Source organism: Streptomyces sp. NBC_00576 (assembly GCF_036345175.1).
In the GTDB taxonomy this organism is placed as follows: Bacteria; Actinomycetota; Actinomycetes; order Streptomycetales; family Streptomycetaceae; genus Streptomyces.
On sequence record NZ_CP107780.1, the window covers coordinates 3,707,011 to 3,727,367 of the forward strand.

Annotated in this window: 20 protein-coding genes; 9 read left to right on the forward strand and 11 right to left on the reverse strand. The window is 69.3% G+C overall.

The window, feature by feature from the left end; translation table 11 throughout:
* Nucleotides 1-45 precede the first annotated feature (45 nt).
* On the reverse strand, nucleotides 46-2,436 hold the full coding sequence (locus OG734_RS15570; protein ID WP_330288096.1) for an ATP-binding protein: 2,391 nt from the start codon (nucleotides 2,434-2,436) through the stop codon (nucleotides 46-48).
* 281 nt (nucleotides 2,437-2,717) lie between these two features.
* Between OG734_RS15570 and OG734_RS15575 the strand changes: the two genes are divergently transcribed.
* Nucleotides 2,718-4,082 carry a M14 family metallopeptidase gene (locus OG734_RS15575; protein ID WP_330288097.1) on the forward strand — a complete coding sequence of 455 codons (1,365 nt, stop codon included), beginning with the start codon at nucleotides 2,718-2,720 and terminating at the stop codon, nucleotides 4,080-4,082.
* Between the two features lie 69 nt (nucleotides 4,083-4,151).
* Here OG734_RS15575 and OG734_RS15580 read toward each other — a convergent pair whose 3' ends face one another.
* The 4 genes from OG734_RS15580 to OG734_RS15595 form a co-directional block, all read right to left on the reverse strand.
* Entirely contained in the window at nucleotides 4,152-4,754 is a 603-nt protein-coding gene (locus OG734_RS15580) for a hypothetical protein (protein ID WP_330288098.1), read from the reverse strand.
* Nucleotides 4,755-4,868: 114 nt separating this feature from the next.
* Nucleotides 4,869-5,282 (reverse strand): RidA family protein, encoded by a 414-nt coding sequence (locus OG734_RS15585; protein ID WP_443065089.1) that lies wholly within the window; start codon nucleotides 5,280-5,282, stop codon nucleotides 4,869-4,871.
* Between the two features lie 14 nt (nucleotides 5,283-5,296).
* A complete protein-coding gene (locus OG734_RS15590) occupies nucleotides 5,297-6,073 on the reverse strand; it encodes an IclR family transcriptional regulator (protein ID WP_330288100.1) in 777 nt (258 codons plus the stop codon).
* Complete coding sequence (locus OG734_RS15595) at nucleotides 6,070-7,245, reverse strand: sugar kinase (protein ID WP_330288101.1); 1,176 nt, start codon at nucleotides 7,243-7,245, stop codon at nucleotides 6,070-6,072. Before OG734_RS15595 ends, OG734_RS15590 begins: the two co-directional genes overlap by 4 nt.
* Nucleotides 7,246-7,387: 142 nt before the next feature.
* Between OG734_RS15595 and OG734_RS15600 the strand changes: the two genes are divergently transcribed.
* Both OG734_RS15600 and OG734_RS15605 read left to right on the forward strand, forming a co-directional pair.
* Nucleotides 7,388-8,692 (forward strand): amino acid deaminase, encoded by a 1,305-nt coding sequence (locus tag OG734_RS15600; protein ID WP_330288102.1) that lies wholly within the window; start codon nucleotides 7,388-7,390, stop codon nucleotides 8,690-8,692.
* Nucleotides 8,693-8,703: 11 nt separating this feature from the next.
* Nucleotides 8,704-10,329: an N-acyl-D-amino-acid deacylase family protein gene (locus tag OG734_RS15605; RefSeq protein ID WP_330288103.1), complete on the forward strand. Its 1,626-nt coding sequence runs from the start codon at nucleotides 8,704-8,706 to the stop codon at nucleotides 10,327-10,329.
* 49 nt (nucleotides 10,330-10,378) lie between these two features.
* Here the strand turns inward: OG734_RS15605 and OG734_RS15610 are convergent, their stop codons facing one another.
* From OG734_RS15610 to OG734_RS15620, 3 genes are all read right to left on the reverse strand, one after another.
* The gene (locus OG734_RS15610; protein ID WP_330288104.1) at nucleotides 10,379-11,248 is read right to left on the reverse strand and encodes a S1 family peptidase; all 870 of its coding nucleotides are present in this window, start codon (nucleotides 11,246-11,248) and stop codon (nucleotides 10,379-10,381) included.
* Nucleotides 11,249-11,362: 114 nt separating this feature from the next.
* Complete coding sequence (locus OG734_RS15615) at nucleotides 11,363-13,126, reverse strand: P-loop NTPase fold protein (RefSeq protein ID WP_330288105.1); 1,764 nt, start codon at nucleotides 13,124-13,126, stop codon at nucleotides 11,363-11,365.
* A 120-nt stretch (nucleotides 13,127-13,246) separates the two neighbouring features.
* A complete protein-coding gene (locus tag OG734_RS15620; RefSeq protein WP_330288106.1) occupies nucleotides 13,247-13,822 on the reverse strand; it encodes a YdeI/OmpD-associated family protein in 576 nt (191 codons plus the stop codon).
* A 156-nt stretch (nucleotides 13,823-13,978) separates the two neighbouring features.
* On the opposite strand from OG734_RS15620, the gene OG734_RS15625 reads away from it, so the two are divergent.
* Nucleotides 13,979-14,242, forward strand: coding sequence for a hypothetical protein (locus OG734_RS15625; RefSeq protein WP_330288107.1), 264 nt, complete (start codon nucleotides 13,979-13,981; stop codon nucleotides 14,240-14,242).
* Nucleotides 14,243-14,719: 477 nt separating this feature from the next.
* Here OG734_RS15625 and OG734_RS15630 read toward each other — a convergent pair whose 3' ends face one another.
* Nucleotides 14,720-15,079 (reverse strand): hypothetical protein, encoded by a 360-nt coding sequence (locus OG734_RS15630; protein WP_330288108.1) that lies wholly within the window; start codon nucleotides 15,077-15,079, stop codon nucleotides 14,720-14,722.
* On the reverse strand, nucleotides 15,076-15,483 hold the full coding sequence (locus OG734_RS15635) for an ATP-binding protein (RefSeq protein WP_330288109.1): 408 nt from the start codon (nucleotides 15,481-15,483) through the stop codon (nucleotides 15,076-15,078). Before OG734_RS15635 ends, OG734_RS15630 begins: the two co-directional genes overlap by 4 nt.
* Before the next feature lie 207 nt (nucleotides 15,484-15,690).
* Here OG734_RS15635 and OG734_RS15640 point away from each other — a divergent pair, with 207 nt between their 5' ends.
* The 3 genes from OG734_RS15640 to OG734_RS15650 all read left to right on the forward strand — a co-directional run bounded on the left by OG734_RS15640 (nucleotide 15,691) and on the right by OG734_RS15650 (nucleotide 18,089).
* Nucleotides 15,691-16,569 carry a helix-turn-helix domain-containing protein gene (locus OG734_RS15640; RefSeq protein WP_330288110.1) on the forward strand — a complete coding sequence of 293 codons (879 nt, stop codon included), beginning with the start codon at nucleotides 15,691-15,693 and terminating at the stop codon, nucleotides 16,567-16,569.
* The gene (locus tag OG734_RS15645) at nucleotides 16,562-16,774 is read left to right on the forward strand and encodes a DUF397 domain-containing protein (RefSeq protein ID WP_330288111.1); all 213 of its coding nucleotides are present in this window, start codon (nucleotides 16,562-16,564) and stop codon (nucleotides 16,772-16,774) included. The genes OG734_RS15640 and OG734_RS15645 overlap by 8 nt, the downstream gene beginning before the upstream one ends.
* 334 nt (nucleotides 16,775-17,108) lie before the next feature.
* Nucleotides 17,109-18,089, forward strand: coding sequence for a hypothetical protein (locus tag OG734_RS15650; protein ID WP_330288112.1), 981 nt, complete (start codon nucleotides 17,109-17,111; stop codon nucleotides 18,087-18,089).
* A gap of 23 nt (nucleotides 18,090-18,112) precedes the next feature.
* On the opposite strand, the gene OG734_RS15655 is transcribed toward OG734_RS15650, so the two are convergent.
* Nucleotides 18,113-19,294, reverse strand: coding sequence for an alpha/beta hydrolase family protein (locus OG734_RS15655; protein WP_057611676.1), 1,182 nt, complete (start codon nucleotides 19,292-19,294; stop codon nucleotides 18,113-18,115).
* A 250-nt stretch (nucleotides 19,295-19,544) separates the two neighbouring features.
* Here OG734_RS15655 and OG734_RS15660 point away from each other — a divergent pair, with 250 nt between their 5' ends.
* Both OG734_RS15660 and OG734_RS15665 read left to right on the forward strand, forming a co-directional pair.
* Nucleotides 19,545-19,898 (forward strand): VOC family protein, encoded by a 354-nt coding sequence (locus OG734_RS15660; protein WP_330288113.1) that lies wholly within the window; start codon nucleotides 19,545-19,547, stop codon nucleotides 19,896-19,898.
* A gap of 33 nt (nucleotides 19,899-19,931) precedes the next feature.
* Nucleotides 19,932-20,309, forward strand: coding sequence for a VOC family protein (locus tag OG734_RS15665; protein ID WP_330288114.1), 378 nt, complete (start codon nucleotides 19,932-19,934; stop codon nucleotides 20,307-20,309).
* The last annotated feature ends 48 nt before the right edge of the window (nucleotides 20,310-20,357 follow it).

Here is a 20,357-nt window from a genome sequence, read left to right on the forward strand (position 1 = left end):
GCGCGGGTAGAAATACCTGTTTCCGTACGCACGCACAGCGCGGCGTCAGCGATGCGCTGCCACCCAGGCGGCGATCTGGGTGCGGTTGGCGAAGCCGAGTTTGCCGAGGATGCGTTCCACGTGGCCTTCGGCGGTACGGCGGGCGATCGCCAGGCGGTCGGCGATCTGCTGGTTGGCGAGGCCCTCGGCGACGAGCGCGGCGACCTCGGTCTCACGGCGGGTGAGGCCGGACGGCGGTTCGGGGCTCCGGTCGGCCGACTCGCCCTCCCCCAACGCGTAGTTGACGATCCCTGTGAGGTCGAAGGCCTTCCCACGAAGGTACGCCCGCTCGTACGCCCGTCGCCCGAGGCCCTCGCGTGCCCGGGTCTCGGCGTCCTGGCGTACGGAGTCGAAGGGGGTGGCCCTGGCGCTGTCGGCGCCGCCGAGCAGGACGGCGGCGCGTTCGTGGCCGTTCTCACGGTCGTGCTCGCGCTCGTGGTCGTGGTCGTCGGAGGCCGCGATGAGGGCGAGCAGGTCGAGGGTGGGGGCGATGCCGAGGACGTCGTGCAGGGTGTGCCCGATGCGCAGGGCCTCTCGGGCGGGTGGTTCGGCCCGGTGCCAGTCCGCGCGGGCCGTGTGGGCGAGGGCGAGGGCCCGCAGGACGCACGAGCGGACCCATTCCTCGCCGTACTCCTCGCACACCCGCAGGGCGTCCTCGCAGAAGGGGACCGCCCGGTCCGTCTCGCCCAACGAGGCCAGTGCACAGGCGAGTTGGACGCGTTCGAGGCCGGCGAGGCCGGTATGCCCGCCGGGTACGGGGTCCTGCGCCACGGTGTCCTCGAAGTGCCGCAGGGCGGCGGCCGGTTCGCCGTCGAGGAGCAGGCCGACCCCGACGGCGAACCCGGCGTGCGCGGCCTCGGCGGCGTCCCCGAGTCGCCGGGCGAGGTCGCGCGCTTCCTCGGCTCGCCGCCTGCCCCGGGCGCGGTCTTCCGGTGACCCGGTGAGCAGAGCGAGCAGCCCGGAGACCCACAGCGCCCGGGCCCGCTCACGGCTCGGCTCGGGGTTCGCTTCGAGGGCGCGGTCGAGCCAGTACCGACCCTCGCCGGGGGCGCCGCACGCGTACCAGTGGAACCAGAGGGTGCCGGCGAGACGGAGGGCGGCGAACGCGTCGTCGGGGGCGCCCCCGTTCGCCCCGAGGCTGAAGTCCAGAGCGGCGCGCAGGTTGGCCCGGTCGGCGTGGAGGCGGGCGGCCATGTGCTGTTGGCCGGGGCCGAACCAGGCCCGTTCGTACGCCGCCGCCCGAGCCTGCGTCCAGTCGCGGTGCCGGCGCCGGGTGGCCCGTTCCTCCCCGGGGCGCTGTCCCAACCGGTCGAGGCCGTACTGCCGGAGGGTGTCGAGCAGCCGGTACCGTACGCCGCCGGCCGGGCCCGGTTCCCGGCTCAGTACGGACTTGCCGACCAGTTCGGTCACGGCTTCCAGGATGTCGTCGGTGCCCTCCCCGCACACGGCCTCCACCGTCTCCAGGTCGAAGTCTCCGGCCAGCACCGACGCCCGTGCCCACACCAACCGCTCGTCCGGCGTGCACAGTTGGTGGCTCCAGTCGACCGCCGCCCGCAGGCTGCGATGGCGGTGATCGGCGTGAATGTGAGTGTGGGTGTCGGTGTCGGTGTGGTGGTCGTCGTCTGTGCGGGCGAGCAGGTCGTCGATGTTCAGGTTGAGGCCGCCTGGGTCGGTCATGCGGGCCGCGGCGAGTTCGATCGCCAGGGGGAGGCCGTCCAGGCGGCGGCACAGGCGGGCCGCTGTGGTGCGGTTGGCGGGGGTGAGCGTGAAGCCCGGGACCGCTGCCGCGGCTCGGTCGGCGAAGAGCGCGAGGGCCGGGTGGCGGTGGGCCGCGGAGAGGTCGCTGTCCGGATCGGGGGTCGGCAACGGCCGTACGTCCAGCAGGTGTTCCTCGGTCAGGCCCAGGCGGTGCCGGCTGGTGGCGAGGACACGTACGCCGGTGGTGCGGTGCAGGAGTGCGCCGGCGAGTTCGGCGCAGGCTCTGTGCAGGTGTTCGCAGTTGTCGAGGACCAGGAGGAGGCGGCGCGTTCCCAGCTGGTCGGCCAGGGCGTCCGGGGTCTGCGGCAGATGGCGCGTGGAGTGGTCGTACAGGCCCAACGCCTCGGCGGCGGCCCGCGGTACGAGGTCAGGGTCGGCCAGACCGGCCAGCTGCACGAAACGGACGCCGTCCGGGAAGGCGCGGGTCATGCGTGCCGCGACACGGGCGGCGAGGCGCGACTTGCCGACGCCGCCCGGCCCGGTCAGGGTGACGAGGCGGGCTCTTGCCAGCAGGGCGCGGGCTTCGGCCTGTTCGGCGCGGCGGTCGACGAAGCTCGTGGTCTCGACGGGCGGTTCGGCCGGTGTTCGGCAGACCGTCGCCGGTGATCGGCGATCCGTTCGTGGCGCTGATCCGCCCATGATCAGTACCTTCCAACAGCTCCCTGCAGTTCACACACGCAGGTCACACGCACGTGTGCACTTGGCGAGGAGCCACGACGGACGGCGTGGGCACGCGTATCCTCCCCCCTTCTCGGCCAGCCGGTTCACGTCCTCACCCTTTATGCGCTCTTGACCTGCCCATGTCATAGCCGCACGATGAGCCGCACACCCGCACCAGTCCGTCGCACCGAAGAACCACCCCCCGCTCCACTCCCCAGCTTCCGGAGAACCCGGAACTCCCGGAGAAATCAGGAGACTTCATGCGACTTCGCATACGAGGCTCAGGCGCCCGCAGCGGCCGACGGTCCGCCGCCGCCGTCGGCCTGCTGTCCCTCGCCCTCGCCGTCGGCGTCACCTCCACGACACCCGACGCCATCGCGACCAGCGCCAAGCGCCCAGCGGCTTCGGCGGACGACATCCGCCAGTACGAGATCAACTTCGCGAACTCCACGTCCGACGTCCGTACCGACATCATGGCGTCGGGTGTGACCGTGGACGAGGCCGACGAGGAGAGGGTCGTGGTCTCCGGCCGCGCCGACCAGGCCAAGAAACTGGCCCAACGCGGCTACGAGATCACCCTGTTGGGCTCGGGCTCGGCCCCGGACCGCTCCAGCAGCGCCGACGACGTACGGCTGCTCGACTTCCCCACGGCCGACTCCCGCTATCACAACTACGCGGAGATGACGACGGAGATCAACTCCCTTGTCTCGGCCAACTCCTCCATCGCCAGCCAGCGCGTCATCGGCACCTCGTACTCGGGCCGGAACATCGTCGCCATCAAGCTCAGCGACAACGTCGGCACCGACGAGGCCGAGCCCGAGGTGCTGTTCACCCATCACCAGCACGCCCGTGAGCATCTCACCGTCGAGATGGCGCTCTACCTGCTGCGCAATCTGACCTCCACCTACGCCACCGACTCCCGGGTCAAGTCGATGATCGACTCCCGTGAGATCTGGATCATCCCGGACCTCAACCCGGACGGCGGCGAGTACGACATCGCGACCGGCTCGTACCGCTCGTGGCGCAAGAACCGCCAGCCCAACAGCGGTTCGTCCAACGTCGGCACGGACCTCAACCGCAACTGGAACTACCGCTTCGGCTGCTGCGGCGGTTCCTCCGGCTCGACCTCGTCGGAGACGTACCGCGGTGCGTCCGCCGAGTCCGCGCCCGAGGTCAAGGTGGTCGCCAACTTCGTCCGCAGCCGGGTCGTCGGCGGCGTCCAGCAGATCAAGACGGGCATCGACTTCCACACGTACAGCGAACTGGTGCTGTGGCCCTTCGGGTACACCACCGCCAACACCACGACAGGCATGACCCAGGACGACCGGGACGCCTTCGCCACGGTCGGCGGGAAGATGGCCGCGAGCAACGGCTACACGCCCGAGCAGTCCAGCGACCTGTACATCACGGACGGCTCGATCGACGACTACCTCTGGGGCAGTCAGAAGATCTTCTCGTACACCTTCGAGATGTACCCGTCGTCCAGCTCGGGTGGCGGGTTCTATCCGCCCGACGAGGTGATCGACCGGGAGACGGCCCGTAACCGGGATGCGGTGCTTCAGCTTCTCGAGAACTCGGACTGCATGTACCGGTCCATCGGGAAGCAGGCCCAGTACTGCAGCTAGGGGTTGCCGAGTGAGGTGGTCGGGGAACTGCGGCTCCGCTGTGGCTGAGCGCGCAGTTCCCCGCGCCCCTTAAGAGGCGCTCTCCTCAGCCTCTTCGGCGGCTACCGCCTCTTCGGCGTCTTTCTCGTCTTTCTCGTCTTTCTCGTCTTTCTCGTCTTTCTCGTCTTTCTCGTCTTTCTCGTCTTCGAAGTAGGTGTCCAGGACCGCGTCCAGCTCCGTTTCCCACTCCTGGTGCTGGGACTTCGCCTTCGCCTCGATCTCGACCGGGTACCAGCGGCGGTCCGGGGTGTGGACCGTCACCGTGAACCGCTTGCCGAAGCGTGACGTCTCCGTCTCCACGGCCCCGATCTCGTCCCAGCGGAACTCGCACTCCTGGTCGTCCAGGTAGAGCCGTACGCCGCTGTGGTCGGCGATGATCTTCGCCCGGCGGTCGGACGCCTCGAAGACCGGGCCCTCGGGGGCCTCTGTCTCGATCTCTGCCTCGGTCTCCGCTTCCGCTTCCTCTTCCGCTTCGGCCGCCGAGGTGGCCTCCCCCGGCGCGGCCTCCTCCGCCGACTCCGGGACCCCGTCCTCCGGCTCGGCCGGCACGGGTGAAGTGAGCCCGGGGATGGCCGCCGGGTCGACCGCGGCGGTTTCCAGGGGCTGGCTGCTCGAACCTATGCGCTGCTCCACAGGCGGAAGTATGGCGGACATTGCTGTGTCATGGGACAGCAGGGGCCAGAGAGATCAAGCGAGATCAAGACAGATCACTCGCCCACAGCCCCTTGCCCACACGAACACGCTCACCTAGCCGAGCACCGCCAGAGCGTCGATCTCGATCAGGAGCCCCTTGGGCAACCCGACGTACACCGTGGTCCGGGCGGCAGCCGCCCCCTCCAGCCCGGCGAAGTACCGGTCGTAGATCGCGTTGAACTCGGCGAAGTGATCGACGTCCGTGAGGTAGACGCGGATCATCATCACGTCGTCCCAGCTCGCGCCGCCCTCCTCCAGGATGGCCTTGACGTTGGCGAGCGTCTGGAGGGTCTGCTCGGCCAGGGTCGGCCCGGCGGGCGTCGGCGGCTGCCCCTCGACGGCGGGCAGGAAGCCGACCTGACCGGCGACCTGCAGGATGTTCCCCTTCCGCACACCGTGGGAGAACCTGGCGGGCGGGGTGGCGTGGGTCTTCGGCGTGAGCGCGATCTTGTCCGTCTTGCCTGTCATGTCTGTCATGTCTGTCATGGAGTGGATTCCTTGGCTTCCTTGGCTGCTGGAGTTCTGCCGGAGTACTCACCGCTGATGACATCCGCGGTACGGCGCACCAGCGGAAGCAGGGTGAGGAGTTCGTCGGCGGTGACGACGACGTTCGGGGCGGAGACGGACATGGCGGCGACCACGCGTCCGTCGGTACCGCGGACCGGGGCGGCGACGCAGTTGATGGACTCCTCGTGACCGCCGAGGTCGGTGGCCCAGCCCTGGTCGCGCACCTTCTCCAACTCCCCTAGGAAAGCGAGGGCGTTGGGGGTGGAGCGGGAGGTGTACATGGGGTAGTCGAACTTGTCGGCGAGCGCGCGCCGCTCGGTCTCGGGCAGATCGGCGAGCAGCAGCTTCGCGACGGCGGCGACGGTGATGGCGACGGGCTTCCCGATCCGCGAGTACATGCGCACCGGGTAGCGGCTCTCGACCTTGTCGATGTACAGCACCTCGCCCTCCTCGTGCACGGCGAGGTGGACGGTGTGCCCGCACTGCTCGTTGAGGCGTACGAGGTGGGGGTGGGCGATCTCCCGGATGTCGAGGTTCTCGACGGCTTCCTGGGCGAGCGCGAAGAGGCGGGCGCCGAGACGGTAGCGCTGGTCGGACTGGCGGTAGACGAGCCCGTGCTCGTGCAGGGTGCGCAGCAGCCGCAGGGCGGTGGATTTGTGGACGCCGAGCCGGTCGGCGACCTTGCCGAGGTCGGCGGGGCCCTCGGCGAGCAACGGCAGGATGCTCAGCGCGCGGTCGACGGTCTGGCTCATGGGGTGCGTACCTCCTCCTCGGTCCGGTGCACGTCCTGGTGCGGATCCTGGTGCGGATCCTGGGCCTGGGTGGTCCAGCCGGGGCCGAGTCGAAGTGTCTCCCACGCACGCTTGTCGAGAGCGACCAGTCGATCGGCGTGGTCGCGGGCGGGCGGTGCGGCCAGGTCGCCGGGGGCGGTGAGGACGGCGGCGGCCATGAGGTGGCCGTGCCGGAGGCGGTCCGGTACGGGGAGGCCGCGCAGGGTGGCGGCGAGGAACCCGGCGGCGAAGGCGTCACCGGCGCCGACTGCCGCGACGACGTCGACGTGGGGCGCCCGGACGTGGGTGGAGACGCAGTCGGCGTCCTCCAGCCTTTCCGGTCCGTCCAGCCCGTCCAGCCCGTCCAGGCCAGCCAGTCCGGCCAGTCCGGCCAGTCCGGCCTGCCCGTCGGAGTCCTTGTGGAAGGCGACAGCCCCGCCCTTGCCCAGCTTGACGACCACGAGCCCCGGCTCGGGCAGCGCCCCCGCGATATCGCCCGCGCCACGCAACCCCCACGCGGCCTCCGCCTCATCGGCCCCGACGAAGACGAGGTCGGCCCGCCGGGCCAGATCCAGCAGAACGCGGGGACCGTCGCTGTCGGCCCACAGCCCTTGGCGGAAGTTGACGTCGAAGGAGACGAGTGGCCGCCCCGCCCGGGGCTCCGTCAGCTCCCACAGAAGGTCGAGGCAGTCGCCGGACAAGGCCGCCGTGATCCCGGACAGATGCAGCACCCGCCCCGCGCGCGCCGCCTCCAGATCCACGCTCCCCGCCGACATCACCGAGGCCGCCGACCCGGCCCGGTAGTACGCCACCTCGTGCGCGTCGGTCGCCCGGTCCCCCGCCGTACGGAAGTACACCCCCGTCGGACGCGCCGGATCACGCTGTACGAACGCCACGTCCACCCCGTACGACCCGATCGCCTCGACCAGGTGGTCGCCGAAGCCGTCGTCGCCGACGCGGCTGATCCAGCGGGCGGAGTGGCCGGCGGCCGCGAGAGCGCATGCCACGTTGGACTCGGCGCCGCCGATGGTCCGGTCGAAGGACGGGACGTCGGCGAGGCGGCCCGGCCGGGAGGGCAGGAAGGTGACCATGGACTCGCCGAGCGCGACGACGTCCACGACGTCGGGGGCGTTACAGGGTCCGGTGAGGGTCACGATCGTCGTAGCTCCTAGATGGTGCGGGGGAGGCGGCGGCTCCGTTGACCCCGCGTTGGGCGAGATGTTAGACAGCAGTGAGCGATATACGCAATGAGCGTTGCATGTAGCGCAACGCATCGCATCCGATCGGGGAGGTTCCATGGCCACCGGGAGCACCGAGGGCAGCAAGAGCACCGGGGCGCTCGCGCGTCTGGCCGCCGAACGCGTCGACGCCCGTTTCAAGGGCCTCCCACCGGACGCCGACGGCCTGACGGTCGACGAGCTGACCGCCCAGCGCCGCAACCTCTTCACCGGCGGCTTCACCACCCCCGTGCTGGCCCTCTCCGCCGAGCGCCTCACCCACAACCTGGAACTGATGGAGACGTACGCGGCCCGCCACGGCCTCTCCTTCGCCCCGCACGGCAAGACCTCCATGGCCCCCCAGCTCTTCCACCGCCAGCTCGACCACGGCGCCTGGGGCATCACTCTCGCGGTCCCGCACCAGGTGCGCGTCGCCCGCGCCTTCGGCGTCCAACGGGTCTTCCTGGCGAATGAGCTGATGGACCCGGCGGCTCTCCGCTGGATCGCCACGGAACTGGCAGCCGACCCCGGCTTCCACTTCATCTGCTACGTCGACTCCGTGCGCGGGGTGCAACTGATGGACGCGGCTCTCACGGGGACGGCTGCCCGTCCACTGGACGTGGTCGTGGAACTCGGCGCCGGCGAGGGCGCCCGGACCGGCGTGCGTACGGAGGCGGAGTGCGCGGCGGTCGCGGACGCGGTGGCCGCCGCAGGGACGCTGCGGCTGGTCGGGGTCGCGGGGTACGAGGGTGAGGTGCCGCGGGCCGACCCGGAGCGGGTGCGGGCGTGGCTGCGGAGGCTGGTGGCGCTGGCGGCGGACTTCGACAAGGCGGGGCGGTTCGCCGACGCGTCCATCGAGGAGATCGTGGTGAGCGCCGGCGGCAGCGCCTGGTTCGACGCGGTCGCCGACGTGTTCGCGGAGATCCCCGAACTGTCGCTCCCCGTCCTGAAGTTGCTGCGCTCGGGGGCGTACGTCTCGCACGACGACGGCCACTATCGCAAGATCACCCCGTTCAACCGGGTCCCCGAGGAGGGTGCCCTGGAGCCCGCCTTCCGGCTCTGGACGCAGGTCGTCTCCCGCCCCTCTCCCGAGCAGGCCTTCGTGAACGCGGGCAAGCGGGACGCGGCGTACGACCTCGACCTGCCGTTTCCCCAGGTGGTCCGCAGGGAGGGGGGCCCGGAACGACCCGCCACCGGCATCTCGGTCACCGGTCTCTCCGACCAGCACGCCTGGCTGCGTACGGCCCCGGAGGCGGACCTGGAGGTCGGCGATTGGCTGGGCCTGGGCCTGTCCCACCCGTGCACGTCCTTCGACAAGTGGCAGCTGATTCCGCTGGCCGAGGCGGACGGCACGGTCGTCGACTACATCCGTACGTTCTTCTAGGGGACTCAGCCATGGATGAGCTCGTCATTCGGGACGCGGACGTCGTGGACGGCTCCGGCGGGCCGTCGTACCGCGCCGATGTCGTGGTCGACGGCGGCAGGATCGTCTCGATCGTCCAGGAGGCCGCCGCAGCCGGCTGCCAACGCCCCAAGGCGCGCCGGGAGTTGGACGCGGAGGGCCTGACCCTCTCGCCCGGCTTCATCGACATGCACGCCCACAGCGACCTCGCCCTGCTCCGCGACCCCGACCACAGCGCGAAGGCCGCACAGGGGGTGACGCTCGAAGTCCTGGGCCAGGACGGGCTGTCGTACGCCCCGGTCGACGACCGCACCCTCGCCGAGGTCCGCCGCGCGATCACCGGCTGGAACGGCCACGGCGACGACATCGACTTCGACTGGCGTTCCGTGGGCGAGTACCTGGACCGCCTGGACCACGGTTTCGACGGCGCGGGCATCGCCGTCAACGCGGCGTATCTGATCCCGCAGGGCACGGTTCGGATGCTCGCCGTCGGCTGGGAGGACCGGGAGGCGAAACCCCAGGAGCTGGACCGGATGCGGCAGTTGGTCGCGGAGGGGATGGAGCAGGGCGCGGTGGGCATGTCGTCCGGGCTCACGTACACACCCGGCATGTACGCCAAGGACGCCGAACTGACCGAGCTGTGCCGGGTGGTGGCGTCGTACGGCGGCTACTACTGCCCTCACCACCGCTCGTACGGAGCGGGCGCGTTGGAGGCGTACGAGGAGATGGTGAACCTGACCCGCGAGGCGGGCTGCCCGCTCCATCTCGCCCACGCCACCATGAACTTCGGCGTGAACGAGGGCCGGGCACCGGAGCTGCTGTCACTGCTCGACGAGGCGCTGGCGGCGGGAGCGGACCTGACGCTGGACACCTATCCCTACACCCCCGGCTCCACAACGCTCGTGGCACTGCTGCCGAGTTGGGCGAGCGAGGGCGGACCGGAGGCGATCCTGCGCCGCCTGACGGACGCCGACACCGCCGAACGTGTCCGCCACCACCTGGAGGTCGTCGGCGCGGACGGCTGCCACGGCGTGCCCGTCGAGTGGGACACGATCGAGATCTCGGGGGTGACGGACCCGGCGCTGAGCGATTTCGTGGGCCGCACGGTTCAGGAGTCCGCGACCGGACGGGCGGAGACCCCCTGGACGACGGCCCGCCACCTCCTCCTGGCCGACCGCCTGGGCACGACGATCCTCCAGCACGTCGGCCACGAGGAGAACGTCCGCGCGATCATGCGCCACCGCGTCCACACGGGCGGCTCGGACGGCATCCTGCAGGGCACGAAGCCGCATCCGCGCGCGTACGGCACGTTCCCGCGGTATCTGGGCAGGTACGTAAGGGAGTTGGAGGTCCTCTCCCTGGAGGAGTGCGTGGCCCACCTGACCTCGCGCCCGGCGGCCCGGCTGCGCCTGCCGCACCGGGGCCTGGTCCGCGAGGGCTACCGTGCCGACCTGGTCCTCTTCGACGCGGCGACAGTGGCGGCGGGCTCCACCTTCGAGGCGCCGCGCACACTCCCGACGGGCATCCCGTACGTGCTGATCGACGGCCGGTTCGTGATGGAGGACGGCCGCAGAACGGACGTACTGGCGGGGCGGGCGGTCCGCCGTACCGGCAGTTGACCGCCCGCCTGAGCCACGTACTACTTGCGACCTGCTGCCTACTACCTGTTTACGGCTTCGGCAGGGTGCAGCCGCTCGCGCTCAGGTCGAGCTTGTTGCCGAGGCCGAAGCAGGCGGGGATCTGGTAGGTCTCCTGGGCGTAGTTGATGCCCTCGCGGACGGTCACCGTGCCGTTGGCGTCGACCTCGCAGGGGTTGTTGTCGGTGCAGCGCGCGCCGTCCTCGTTGCCGGTGTTGTTGACGGCCACGACGTTGCCGGTGGCGTTGTCGACGACCGGCGAGCCCGAGGTGCCGCCGATGGTCTGGCAGGCGGAGGTGTAGCGGACCGAGTCCTTCCAGGTCCACTCGCCTTCCTTGAGGCGGTAGGCGAAGCCGTCGACGTTGCAGGCGTACGTGCGCTTCCAGTAGCCGGAGACGACGGTGATCGCGGTGCCGACGACCGGGTGGGTGGTGTTGAGCGTGAGCGGGTTGATGTTGTACGAGCTCTTGATCGCCGCGTAGGTGGTCGTGAGCTGGTAGATCGACACGTCCGTGTCGGTCATCGTGGCGTACGCGATCTTGCTGGCGCGCAGGGTGGCGACGCGGGTGGCCGAGGCGTTGAGCAGCCCGAAGGTGCGGGTGGACGCCTGGTTGACGATGACCTCGCCGGCCTCCGGGAAGCCCGTCTCCAGGCAGTGCCCGTTGGACATGACCAGCGCCGGGTCGTTGGCCTCGGAGTTCGGGAAGCGGACGAGCGAGCCGGAACAGTTGGAGAGCGAGACGGTACCGGCGAAGTTGACGGCCTGGATGGCCGGTGCCGCCTTGGTGACAGCGCTCTTCGCGACCGGCGCGGCCGTGTCGGCCTGCGCGGCGACCGCGGGTGCCGCTCCCGCCCCGGTGATCACCAGGGCTGCGAGCGCGGCAAGGAGAGGCTTGTTCATGTGTGGGGGTCCCCTCTGAGACTCTGAGACGGCAGTGAACGGAGGTCTTCCGGCCACTTTCCGACTTGTCATGTGCATTGTGAGCACAGAGAGGCTGGTGGGCAAGGAGTTGTTTCAGGACGGGCGTTGGCGGATTTCCGTACATGCCTCGTCGATGTACGCGAAGAGCGTGTTGCCGCCGTCCGCGATGCGCGCCCCGAGTTCACGGGACCGCCGCTCGCGGGCGGGCGTGACCCGACCGGAGAAGAACACCGCGGGCCCGTCGAAAAGCCGCAGCGCACGCCAGCTCGCAAGGTCCGTGAAACCGGCGTCCCGGTCCGTGCCGCGTGCCACGTCGGAGATCAGCACATCCACCGGGTGGGTGCCGAGAATCCGCTGGGCGGTCCATCCGTTCTCGGCCACCAGGACATCGGCTCCGTGGGCCTCCAGCTGGCGGAGGTAGGTCCGGTTCCCCTCCGGATGGTCGTCGACCCAGAGGATGCGCATGCCTCGGTAGGCGGCCGAGCCCGCGACCGTCTCGCGGGTCTCCCGATCGCCGTCGGCGCGGATCGCGGTGACCGGCGGCGCGCCGCCCTCCTGCAACTGCTTCACCAGCTCGTCCACCTGCGGCAGCGCCATCCACTCCTCGACGAGGTGGACGAAGTTCTGATCGCGCGCGAGTACCGGGAACGCGGTCGGCAGCTCCTCCTCCAGCCGGACGAGGACGGCCTCCCAGCTGTCCGAGTCGTCCGGCTGCGGTTCGGGCAGACCGTGCCCGGTCACGGAGTCGAGGGTGGTCCGCCAGGCCTCCGGAGCCGCCCGCGCCCACTGGCTGAGGACGTGCCGGGCCGTCCGGTACTCCAGGAACTCACGGGCCGCGTGCGCGTACGTGCCGTCACCTGCGACGAGCAGCCGGTAGAAGTCCGCGTACAGGTGCTGGAGCAGCAGCGTGCGGATCACCGCCTCCGACTTGAATCGCGCCCAGACCGGGTTGAGCGCGCACTCCAGTCCGAAGCCGTTGATGAGCCGCTTGATCCGGCGCGGGTTGCGGGCCGAACGGTCGGCGATGAGCCGGACCATGTCGTCGTCGAGCAGCTCGCGCAGCCCGGCGCGCTCGGCGCAGTGGCGGACGTATGTCTCCAGGTCGGGTCCGCCCGCCACCGGCAGCCGGTAGCTCGTCTGGAAGACCTTCTCCATGAACGCGGACCCGGCCGGCCCGAGGTCCCGCAGCAGCCCGGCCGGCCCGAGCGCGGCCCGGTCGCAGCCGATGACGAAGGCCAGCCCCGGCACGTCCAGATAGACCTTCACCGCCTCACAGACCGCGAGGACCGTCTCCTCCGAGCAGCGGTCGAGGTCGTCGACGAAGACGACGAGGAGGCGGCGCGGCTCGTGCTGCGCAGAGTCGGCCCACTCGGTGGCGAGGTCGCGCAGCGCGTCCCGCATCTCGTTGCGGGCCTTCGGATCGACCGAGAGGTCACGCCAGAACTGGTCGACGAGGCCGGCCACACCGAACGGCGCCGAGGCCACGGTGAGGATCGTCCGCAGGGCCCGTATCAAGGTCCCGTGTTCCGACGCGCCGTGGATCACCCGCCGCAGCAGGCGCCGGTCGAACTTCATCAGCACCGACTTGATGAGCCCTTCCAGCGCATCGGCACCGGTGGACGTCCAGGCGTTGTACCAGACGATCTCGACGTCCTCGCGCTGCCGCAGCTCGGCCTCGACGAGCCGCATGAGGCTGCTCTTGCCCATCCCCCACCCGGCGTCGACGGCAAGCGTGAAGGGGGTCGCCGTCCGGGAGTCGTGCAGCAGCCGGGCCAGCTCCCGCGCGGCCCGCCCGGTGCCGAGCAAATCGGCCTGCGGCACGGTCACGGGCTCGTCGTTCAGCAGCGAGAACCTCATGCGCCGCCGCCCCCCTCGATAAGATCGCCGAGGTCAACATACCCAGGTCCAGAGCTAGTTGGGCCCCTTTGCAGAGCACAGGCGCGGCAAGGCCCCACAGCGCCGCGCGCGCCCTCACCCCTACGGGTGCAACTTCTCCCCCTTCGCCAGCATCGCCACGTACTTCTCGATCCGACGCACCCGGGTCTCGGCCCTCTTCGCTTCCTGGACGCGGTGCAGGATCGCGTAGCGGTTCTGCCGGTCCAGGGTCTCGAAGAACGCAGCCGCGGCCGGCTCGGCGGTCAGGGCCGCCGCGAGGTCGTCCGGCACGGTGGCGGTCCTCGGGCTGTCGTACGCCGCTTCCCAGCGGCCGTCCGCCTTGGCCCGGTCGATCTCCGCCAGCCCGGGCGGACGCATCCGGCCCTGTTCGATCAAGGCGGCCACCTTGTCCCGGTTGACCTTGGACCACCTGCTGCGCGCCCTGCGCGGGGTGAACCGCTGCAGCCACCACTCATCGTCGAGCCCAGCCTTCTGGCCGTCGATCCACCCGTAACAGAGCGCCACGTCGAGCGCCTGGGCGTAGTCCAGCGCGACGATTCCGGGGCCCTTCTTACGGAGCTTGAGCCAGATGCCGGGCGAGGCGGCGTGGTTCTCGCCGAGCCATGTCTCGAACGCCTCGGCGGATGCGAAGACGACGGTCTCCCTGTCCTGAGTCATCCCGGCAGCGAACCACACCCGGCCGACACCCCGTACCGAAAACACGTTCGACTTGCGCGCAGTACGTCATGGCACCACCCCGCTACCGCTCCGCCCGCCGCCCGACCTGCGAAGGCGCGGCACATGGGAAAGAGCTCCGTACACAAGGACCACATCATGAACGACGCGGACAAGCATGAACCCGAGAGTGTGGCGGAGGAGCCGAGGCTGTGGCAGGTGAATATCGCCTTGGTGACAACATCGGCCAAGCACGAGGAGCTCATGGACCGGCTCGTAGACGTACTGTGCCCGGACCCGCGGCATGAAGGTCCGTGTCCCATCCCCTGGGCAATGAACAGCGTGGCCGGCGACTCTCTTTCAGCGAAGAAGCGAAAGGCCCTCCTGAAGGAGATCGAGGAGACCAACGGGGATCCGGCCTGACGCCACGGCACTCAGTGAGGCGTTCTCCCTCCCGACTGCCAGGTCAGCGACCCGCGGGGAAGATCTCCGCAGGTCACTGACCTGGCCGGTTGCCTGGAGACGCAGAAGTCATGGGCGGACACGGACACTGCTGACCATCATCGGCGCAGATCAAAGGCAGGAACAGCACAGGTCGGGCGGACCACTCGACACGCGTCTCCCCTGAGGACGCGACGAACGCATACGGTTCGCCGGCCCGGAGCCGCATGACCCCCTCCCACTGACCGTGGTCGAGCCACCGGAACGCCCGCTCGGTGTCCTCGGGGTCGAACGCGGAGAGCAGGACACGCACGGCGAGGCGCATCCACACCAGCGCCCGTTCCGGGGTATCGACCGCGTTCGCTCGGAGTCTTGCCCCGCCGTTGCCGCCATCTGCCATGGCGTACGCGGTGAACTCGCACCACCAGCCCTGCCGAACGAAGGACCCGGGACGGTGCATCAGGCTGCGGCGCACGTCGCCTCCTGGTCGGCATCGTGGCGTACGAGGACAACGGGGGCGACGGCTAGTACGTACCGCACGTCGCCGTCGCAGATCGTGTACGCGTACGTCTCCTGCTGGCCGAGCCGCAGCAAGGCTCGCGCGTGCTCGCAACCGTCGGACATCCACGCCCGCACCGGAGCGGCAGCCGGTGGGTCGAGCTGGTCCACGATGTGTCCGGCCCGCCGCACCAGCCAAACCATGGCGAGCCAGGCAGACTTGGAGCGGTGGCCGCCGAGTTCGTACAGCGAGCGATTGGAGACCGTGTACGCCACGCAGCCCACATCGAAGGCGGTGGGCGGCGCGAGCCCCGCGCTCAACACGCCGCTCCCCCACGGTTGATGACCAGGTGAGCCCAGACCGTCTTGCCGGTCTCCCTGGGCCGCACGCCCCACTTGTCGGACAGCCCCTCGACGATGACCAGCCCGCGCCCGCCGACGCCACCAGGATCCGCGTCGCACCTTTCGGGCATCCGCCACTGGAACGAGTCCGACACCTCGACGATCAGTACGCCGTCACGCCGACGCAGCCCCACCTCGAAGAACTCGCCGACCCCCTTGGCATGCACGACCGCGTTGGCCGCCAGCTCGCACACGATCGACTCCGCGTCGTCGGCCAGTTCGCCGAGCAGCCACAGGGTCAATATCGCGCGGACGTGGTCACGGGCGACCGGCACCGACTCCTTCCGTAAACGGAACCTTTTGTTGTGCGTGCGCCCGGACATGCGTCCTCCTGCGGGTTACGGACACGCGGAACCAGTCACCTCCCGTGTTCACTCAAGAACGGAAGGTCACGCAACGAACGTAGCGTGGGATCGAGTAGCTACGCAATGAAATCTCGATGCAAGCTTGCATCACACTCATCAGGCAACTCGCTGGCGGGCACACCAAGCTGGTGGGCAGACTGGGAACCAGCACTGAAAGGGGGCGGCATGTCATCAGGTGGACGGCCTGCGATTCGTGGCCGACGACTCGGGACCGCGCTGCGCAAGTACCGCGAAGGTCTTCGGTTCGACCTGAAGGACGCGGCCGAAGCCGTCGGTTGCTCAACGTCCAAGATCAGCCGACTGGAGTCGGGGCAGTCGGCGGCACGCGTAGGGGACGTACGCATCCTCCTCGACCTCTACCAGATCGAGGACGCGGAGCGGCGCGCTCAGCTCGAGAACCTGGCGCGCCGGAGCAACAAGCGCGGCTGGTGGGCGGACTACCAAGCGACGTTCAAGGACGAGTTCGCCGACTTCGTGACGCTGGAAGCGGACGCGTCCTTCATCCGTACCTGGCAGACCATGTTCATCCCCGGAATCCTCCAGACCCCCGAGTACACGCGAGTGATCTTCGAGGGAAATCCGTCGATAATGCCGGAAGACAGAATCGAAGAGAGCATCAAGGTCCGCCAGGAGCGCCGCCGGACCTTCGAGGAGACGGGCGCGCGCTTCGCCGCCGTCATCTGGGAGCCCGTGCTCACCTCCCCGATGCCGAGCCGTTCGGATCACCGCGAACAGATCGAGCACATCGTCCAGGTCGCGCGGCGGAAGAACGTGACGATCCAGATCCTTCCGCAGAGCCAATGGGCACCGGCAAGGGTCGCCAACCCCTTCGTCGCCTTCTCCTTCGACAAGGAATGGGCTCCCGAAGCCGTAGCTTTCGACGCGCTGCGAAGCACACTGATCATCGAGGACGAGGAAGAACTGGCTTACTACGGGCACGCTTTCGACACGCTGCGGTCCGCCGCGCTGAGCCCCGAGGAGAGCCTCGCGTTCCTCCGGCAGACGATTGACAGCATCTCCCAGGAAGAAGAGGCAAGTGAGTAAGAACCGGAACATCGTCACGGCCTTCAGGAAGTCGTCGGCCTCGTCGGCGACGGGCAACAACGACTGCGTAGAGGTAGCCCAAACCGCCGACGGAGGCCGCGCGATACGCGACAGCAAGGCACCTCACGGCCCCGTCCTCTTCTTCGCCCCCGCGGAGTGGAATGCCTTCAGCACGGGCGTCAATGATGGAGAGTTCGGCGGCTGAGCACGATGACGCGAGACACCCGCCGTCCACTGCCTGAGCCGGTGCTGGTGGCAGTGCTTCGAACGGTGCAGGAGTACACCCCGCGGGGCAACGTGTGAGGGGTCGGACCTTCGGAGTGACAGGCCTCGGTGCGGTCGGCGCCCACTTCGTCGGGCTGCTCCGCCTCAGCGCAGCTTCTGGCCCCCGTGGGTCGCCGGGCCGATGGGCCGATGGAGCCCGAACCGCCGACATCCCGCACGACAACTAATGGAGTACGCGCGGGTTCCCGCCAACTGTTGGTGAACCTCACTGGCTCGGAGTCGAGAACGCCCTCCACGAGCGCGACGTCCACGACTTGGCTCGCCTCCAGACGCACCTCGCGGCCAAGCCTGTCTGCCAGTTCCTGCGCACCCGTGGCCTGCTCGTCGACGACCCCGGACTGCACCGGGACCGCGATCTGGCCTGGATCGAGAGGGCTCTGGCCACGCTGCCCCAACCCGTCGCCGAGGAGGTCGACGCATGGGTGCAGGCGCTGCGCGGCCAGGGCCCCCGGGAAAACGAGCCGCGCAGCTGGGAGGGCATCCGCCGCTACCTGAGCAACCTGCGGCCCGTCCTCAATGCGTGGACGGCGGCCGGCATGACGACGCTTCGGGAAGTCACCGCAGACCACATCCAGGCCACGATGGACGGTCTGGAGGGGACCGTCCGCCGCCAGCGCGCCACCGCTTTGCGCAGCCTGTTCCGGGCGCTCAAGCGCGAACGGCTGGTCTTCCGCGATCTTGTTCGCCACCTTCCCGTGGGCGATCTGACCGGCATCCCACGGCCGGTTCCCTCCGACGTGCTGGCCGGCCTGCTCGACCAAGCCGCCACCCCGTTCGCGCGGCTCGCCATCGCTCTGGCAGCCATCCATGCTGTCCCCGCCGCAGAGATCCGCACCGCACTCACCGCCGACCTGAACCTCTCCCGCGGAACCCTCGAACTGCGCCGCGGCCTGCGTCGGCACACCCTCTACCTGGAGGAACTCACCCACCGCCTGGCCGCCGACTGGCTCACCTACCGTCACCAGCGCTGGCCCACCAGCGCCAACCCCCACCTGCTGGTCACCCAGAAGACCGCCCCCGACCCGGACTACCCGGCCGTGCACCGAATCACCATGCAGAAGGTCCTGCCCAAGGGACAGACCCTCGACAGGCTGCGCCAGGACCGGATCCTCGACGAAGCGTTCACCACCGGCGACCCGCTCACACTCATGAGGCTCCTCGGCATCACTGAGGCGACCGCCATGCGCTATGTCGGCACCGCCTACCCGGAGCGAACCGCGAAGCTGCTCAGGTAGCGGCACTGTTACCGGGCGCCAGGTCACGGCTGCTGGAATGCGACCTCAGGATGAGTGGCCGTGGGGCCATCGAGGAGCGGCTGCGATATGTCCCGCAGGTGAAGGTCAAGGAAGGCTGATACGTAGTCGCGGGTTATGCGCCACCCGCGTTCTCCGGACAGCGGTATAGCAGGGTCCGACAGGCCCAACTGCCCGGCCAGATACGGCAGGTCCGTGAAGGAGAAGTGTTCGGCGCCAGCCACGGTCAGCCAGCGTTTCCAGCCGTTCAGGTGTTTCCATGCCTTAGGCCAGTCGGTTGTCGGGCTGCTGGGGCTGTGGGTGGACTCGGCGCCGAGCATCATGAACGGGCGCCCGCCGAGCCCTGCCGCAGCAGGGTGCAGAAAGAAGTCACCGTCCAGGTCGAACCCCGCCCGCACACGACCGTCGGCGGCCATGGTTGCCACCGCGGTCGCACCCCCGATCGAATGCCCGCCGATTCCGATCCTGTTCGGGTCGATCACTTGGGACAGCACCCCGGCCTGTCGGCCGCTGGTCAACTCGCTGATCACGAAGGACATGTCCTTGGCCCGGCCGCGCACGACAGCCGCCTGCTCCTCTGGAGTGTCGACCCGTTCACAGGCCACACAGGTCAGCATCCGGCCCCCGGGGAAAGCAGTGCCGACGGATTCGTACGCGTGGTCCACCGAGGCGACGACGTAGCCTCGACTCGCGAGATCGTCAGCGAGCGAGGTCAGTGTGGTGCGCGGCATCGAGAAGCCCGGGGAGAGCAGCACCAGGGGGAAGCGCCCTGGCGCCGGGCGAGTGCCCACGTACGCATGGGTACGCGCCCCGGCAACCGTTTCGGAGGGCACCACACCACCGAGTCCCCTCGCCTCCAAGAGGACTTGCGCCTCCTCGTCGGTCATGTATGCCGCGGGTAGTCCACTCGCCGAGCGTGCCGGGTAGGACACCGTCACCATCAGCTCCCGGTTACCGGCCGCCGGCACCCATGGATCGGTGCGGTTCCGGTCGACCAGGTGCAGGGTGCGGCGGCCCACGGGGTACGGACCGGCGGGGGACGGTAGTTCTAACCCGCTGCTGTATGGGACTTGGGGCGCGGCTTGCGCGGCGTTGGCGGAGGCGGCCGGTGTGGCACCCAAAAGCGGCGCAGACAGGGCCAGGGTGAGCAGAGTGGCCACAGTGGCCCTGCGATGTCTGGAGATCATGCAGTCGAAGCTAGGCCCTGGTTCTCCACAACACGTCCGGCTCCAGGGTTACTTGGTCGTACCCCTGTCGGCGGATCCCGTCAGACCCCGGTATCACACAGATGAGGGCGCGGTCTGCACAGTCGATCTACACACCAGCATCGAGGAACCCATCTACCTGACTCCCCAAAAGCGGAAGTCTCGTCCGAGTTCTGAAGGTCTGACCCGCAGGAATCCGGGAACCCACGCGTTTCACAGGAGTACTGACGGCATGGCGAACCGCTGGGTCGGAGTGACGGTCGACTGCGTCGACGTGCAAAGGACGGCGGCCTTTTGGAGCGTACTGCTGGACCGCCCGCCGGGGTCGGCCCAGCCCGGCTGGGTCTACCTCGGCCATCCCGGCGACCCGCAGCCCCGTCTCGTCTTCCAGCCCGTGACCGAGCCGAAGCACGGCAAGGTCCGCCTGCACCTCGACGTCGCAGTCGACGACATCGAAGCGGGCATCGCCCAGGTCCTCGCCCTCGGCGGCCGGTTCACCGGCGAACGGCACGACTACGACGAGGGCGTGGTCGTCGTGATGGCCGATCCCGAAGATCACGAGTTCTGCCTGGTCCACTATTACTGACCCGCCGCAGTCAACCGATCGCCCGGAGGTGCTGTGTCCCTGCAGATGAAGTTGCGTGCGATAACACTCGACTGCCCTGACCCACTGGCTCTGGTGGCGTTCTATCAGCAGGCCACCGGCCTCGAACCCCACCCGAAATCCGACGCCGACTTCGCCGGGCTCACCGGTGAGGACGGGCTCTTCATCGGCTTCCAACGCGTCGACGACTACCAGGCTCCGCGCTGGCCCGACCGGACGGTTCCCCAGCAGATTCATCTCGACTTCGCGGTTGACGACCTGGACAGGGCCGAGGCCCGCCTGCTGGAACTGGGCGCGGGCAAACCGGATCACCAGCCGAATGAGGACAGGTGGCGGGTCCTCACTGATCCGGCCGGTCACCCCTTCTGCGTGGTCGGAGACAAGCGCTCTTGATCAGGGGGGCGCGGGCGTGTGACCTGCCCGGCAACCCACCCGGCGCCC

What these genes read in the sequence shown, in the direction of transcription:
- OG734_RS15640 (WP_330288110.1), top strand. Translation starts at nt 15,691, where the DNA reads ATGTCATCAGGTGGACGGCCTGCGATTCGTGGCCGACGACTCGGGACC.
- OG734_RS15660 (WP_330288113.1), top strand. Translation starts at nt 19,545, where the DNA reads ATGGCGAACCGCTGGGTCGGAGTGACGGTCGACTGCGTCGACGTGCAA.
- OG734_RS15655 (WP_057611676.1), bottom strand. Translation starts at nt 19,294, where the DNA reads ATGATCTCCAGACATCGCAGGGCCACTGTGGCCACTCTGCTCACCCTG.
- OG734_RS15615 (WP_330288105.1), bottom strand. Translation starts at nt 13,126, where the DNA reads ATGAGGTTCTCGCTGCTGAACGACGAGCCCGTGACCGTGCCGCAGGCC.
- OG734_RS15625 (WP_330288107.1), top strand. Translation starts at nt 13,979, where the DNA reads ATGAACGACGCGGACAAGCATGAACCCGAGAGTGTGGCGGAGGAGCCG.
- OG734_RS15620 (WP_330288106.1), bottom strand. Translation starts at nt 13,822, where the DNA reads ATGACTCAGGACAGGGAGACCGTCGTCTTCGCATCCGCCGAGGCGTTC.
- OG734_RS15585 (WP_443065089.1), bottom strand. Translation starts at nt 5,282, where the DNA reads ATGACAGGCAAGACGGACAAGATCGCGCTCACGCCGAAGACCCACGCC.
- OG734_RS15635 (WP_330288109.1), bottom strand. Translation starts at nt 15,483, where the DNA reads ATGTCCGGGCGCACGCACAACAAAAGGTTCCGTTTACGGAAGGAGTCG.
- OG734_RS15605 (WP_330288103.1), top strand. Translation starts at nt 8,704, where the DNA reads ATGGATGAGCTCGTCATTCGGGACGCGGACGTCGTGGACGGCTCCGGC.
- OG734_RS15570 (WP_330288096.1), bottom strand. Translation starts at nt 2,436, where the DNA reads ATGGGCGGATCAGCGCCACGAACGGATCGCCGATCACCGGCGACGGTC.
- OG734_RS15590 (WP_330288100.1), bottom strand. Translation starts at nt 6,073, where the DNA reads ATGAGCCAGACCGTCGACCGCGCGCTGAGCATCCTGCCGTTGCTCGCC.
- OG734_RS15600 (WP_330288102.1), top strand. Translation starts at nt 7,388, where the DNA reads ATGGCCACCGGGAGCACCGAGGGCAGCAAGAGCACCGGGGCGCTCGCG.
- OG734_RS15610 (WP_330288104.1), bottom strand. Translation starts at nt 11,248, where the DNA reads ATGAACAAGCCTCTCCTTGCCGCGCTCGCAGCCCTGGTGATCACCGGG.
- OG734_RS15575 (WP_330288097.1), top strand. Translation starts at nt 2,718, where the DNA reads ATGCGACTTCGCATACGAGGCTCAGGCGCCCGCAGCGGCCGACGGTCC.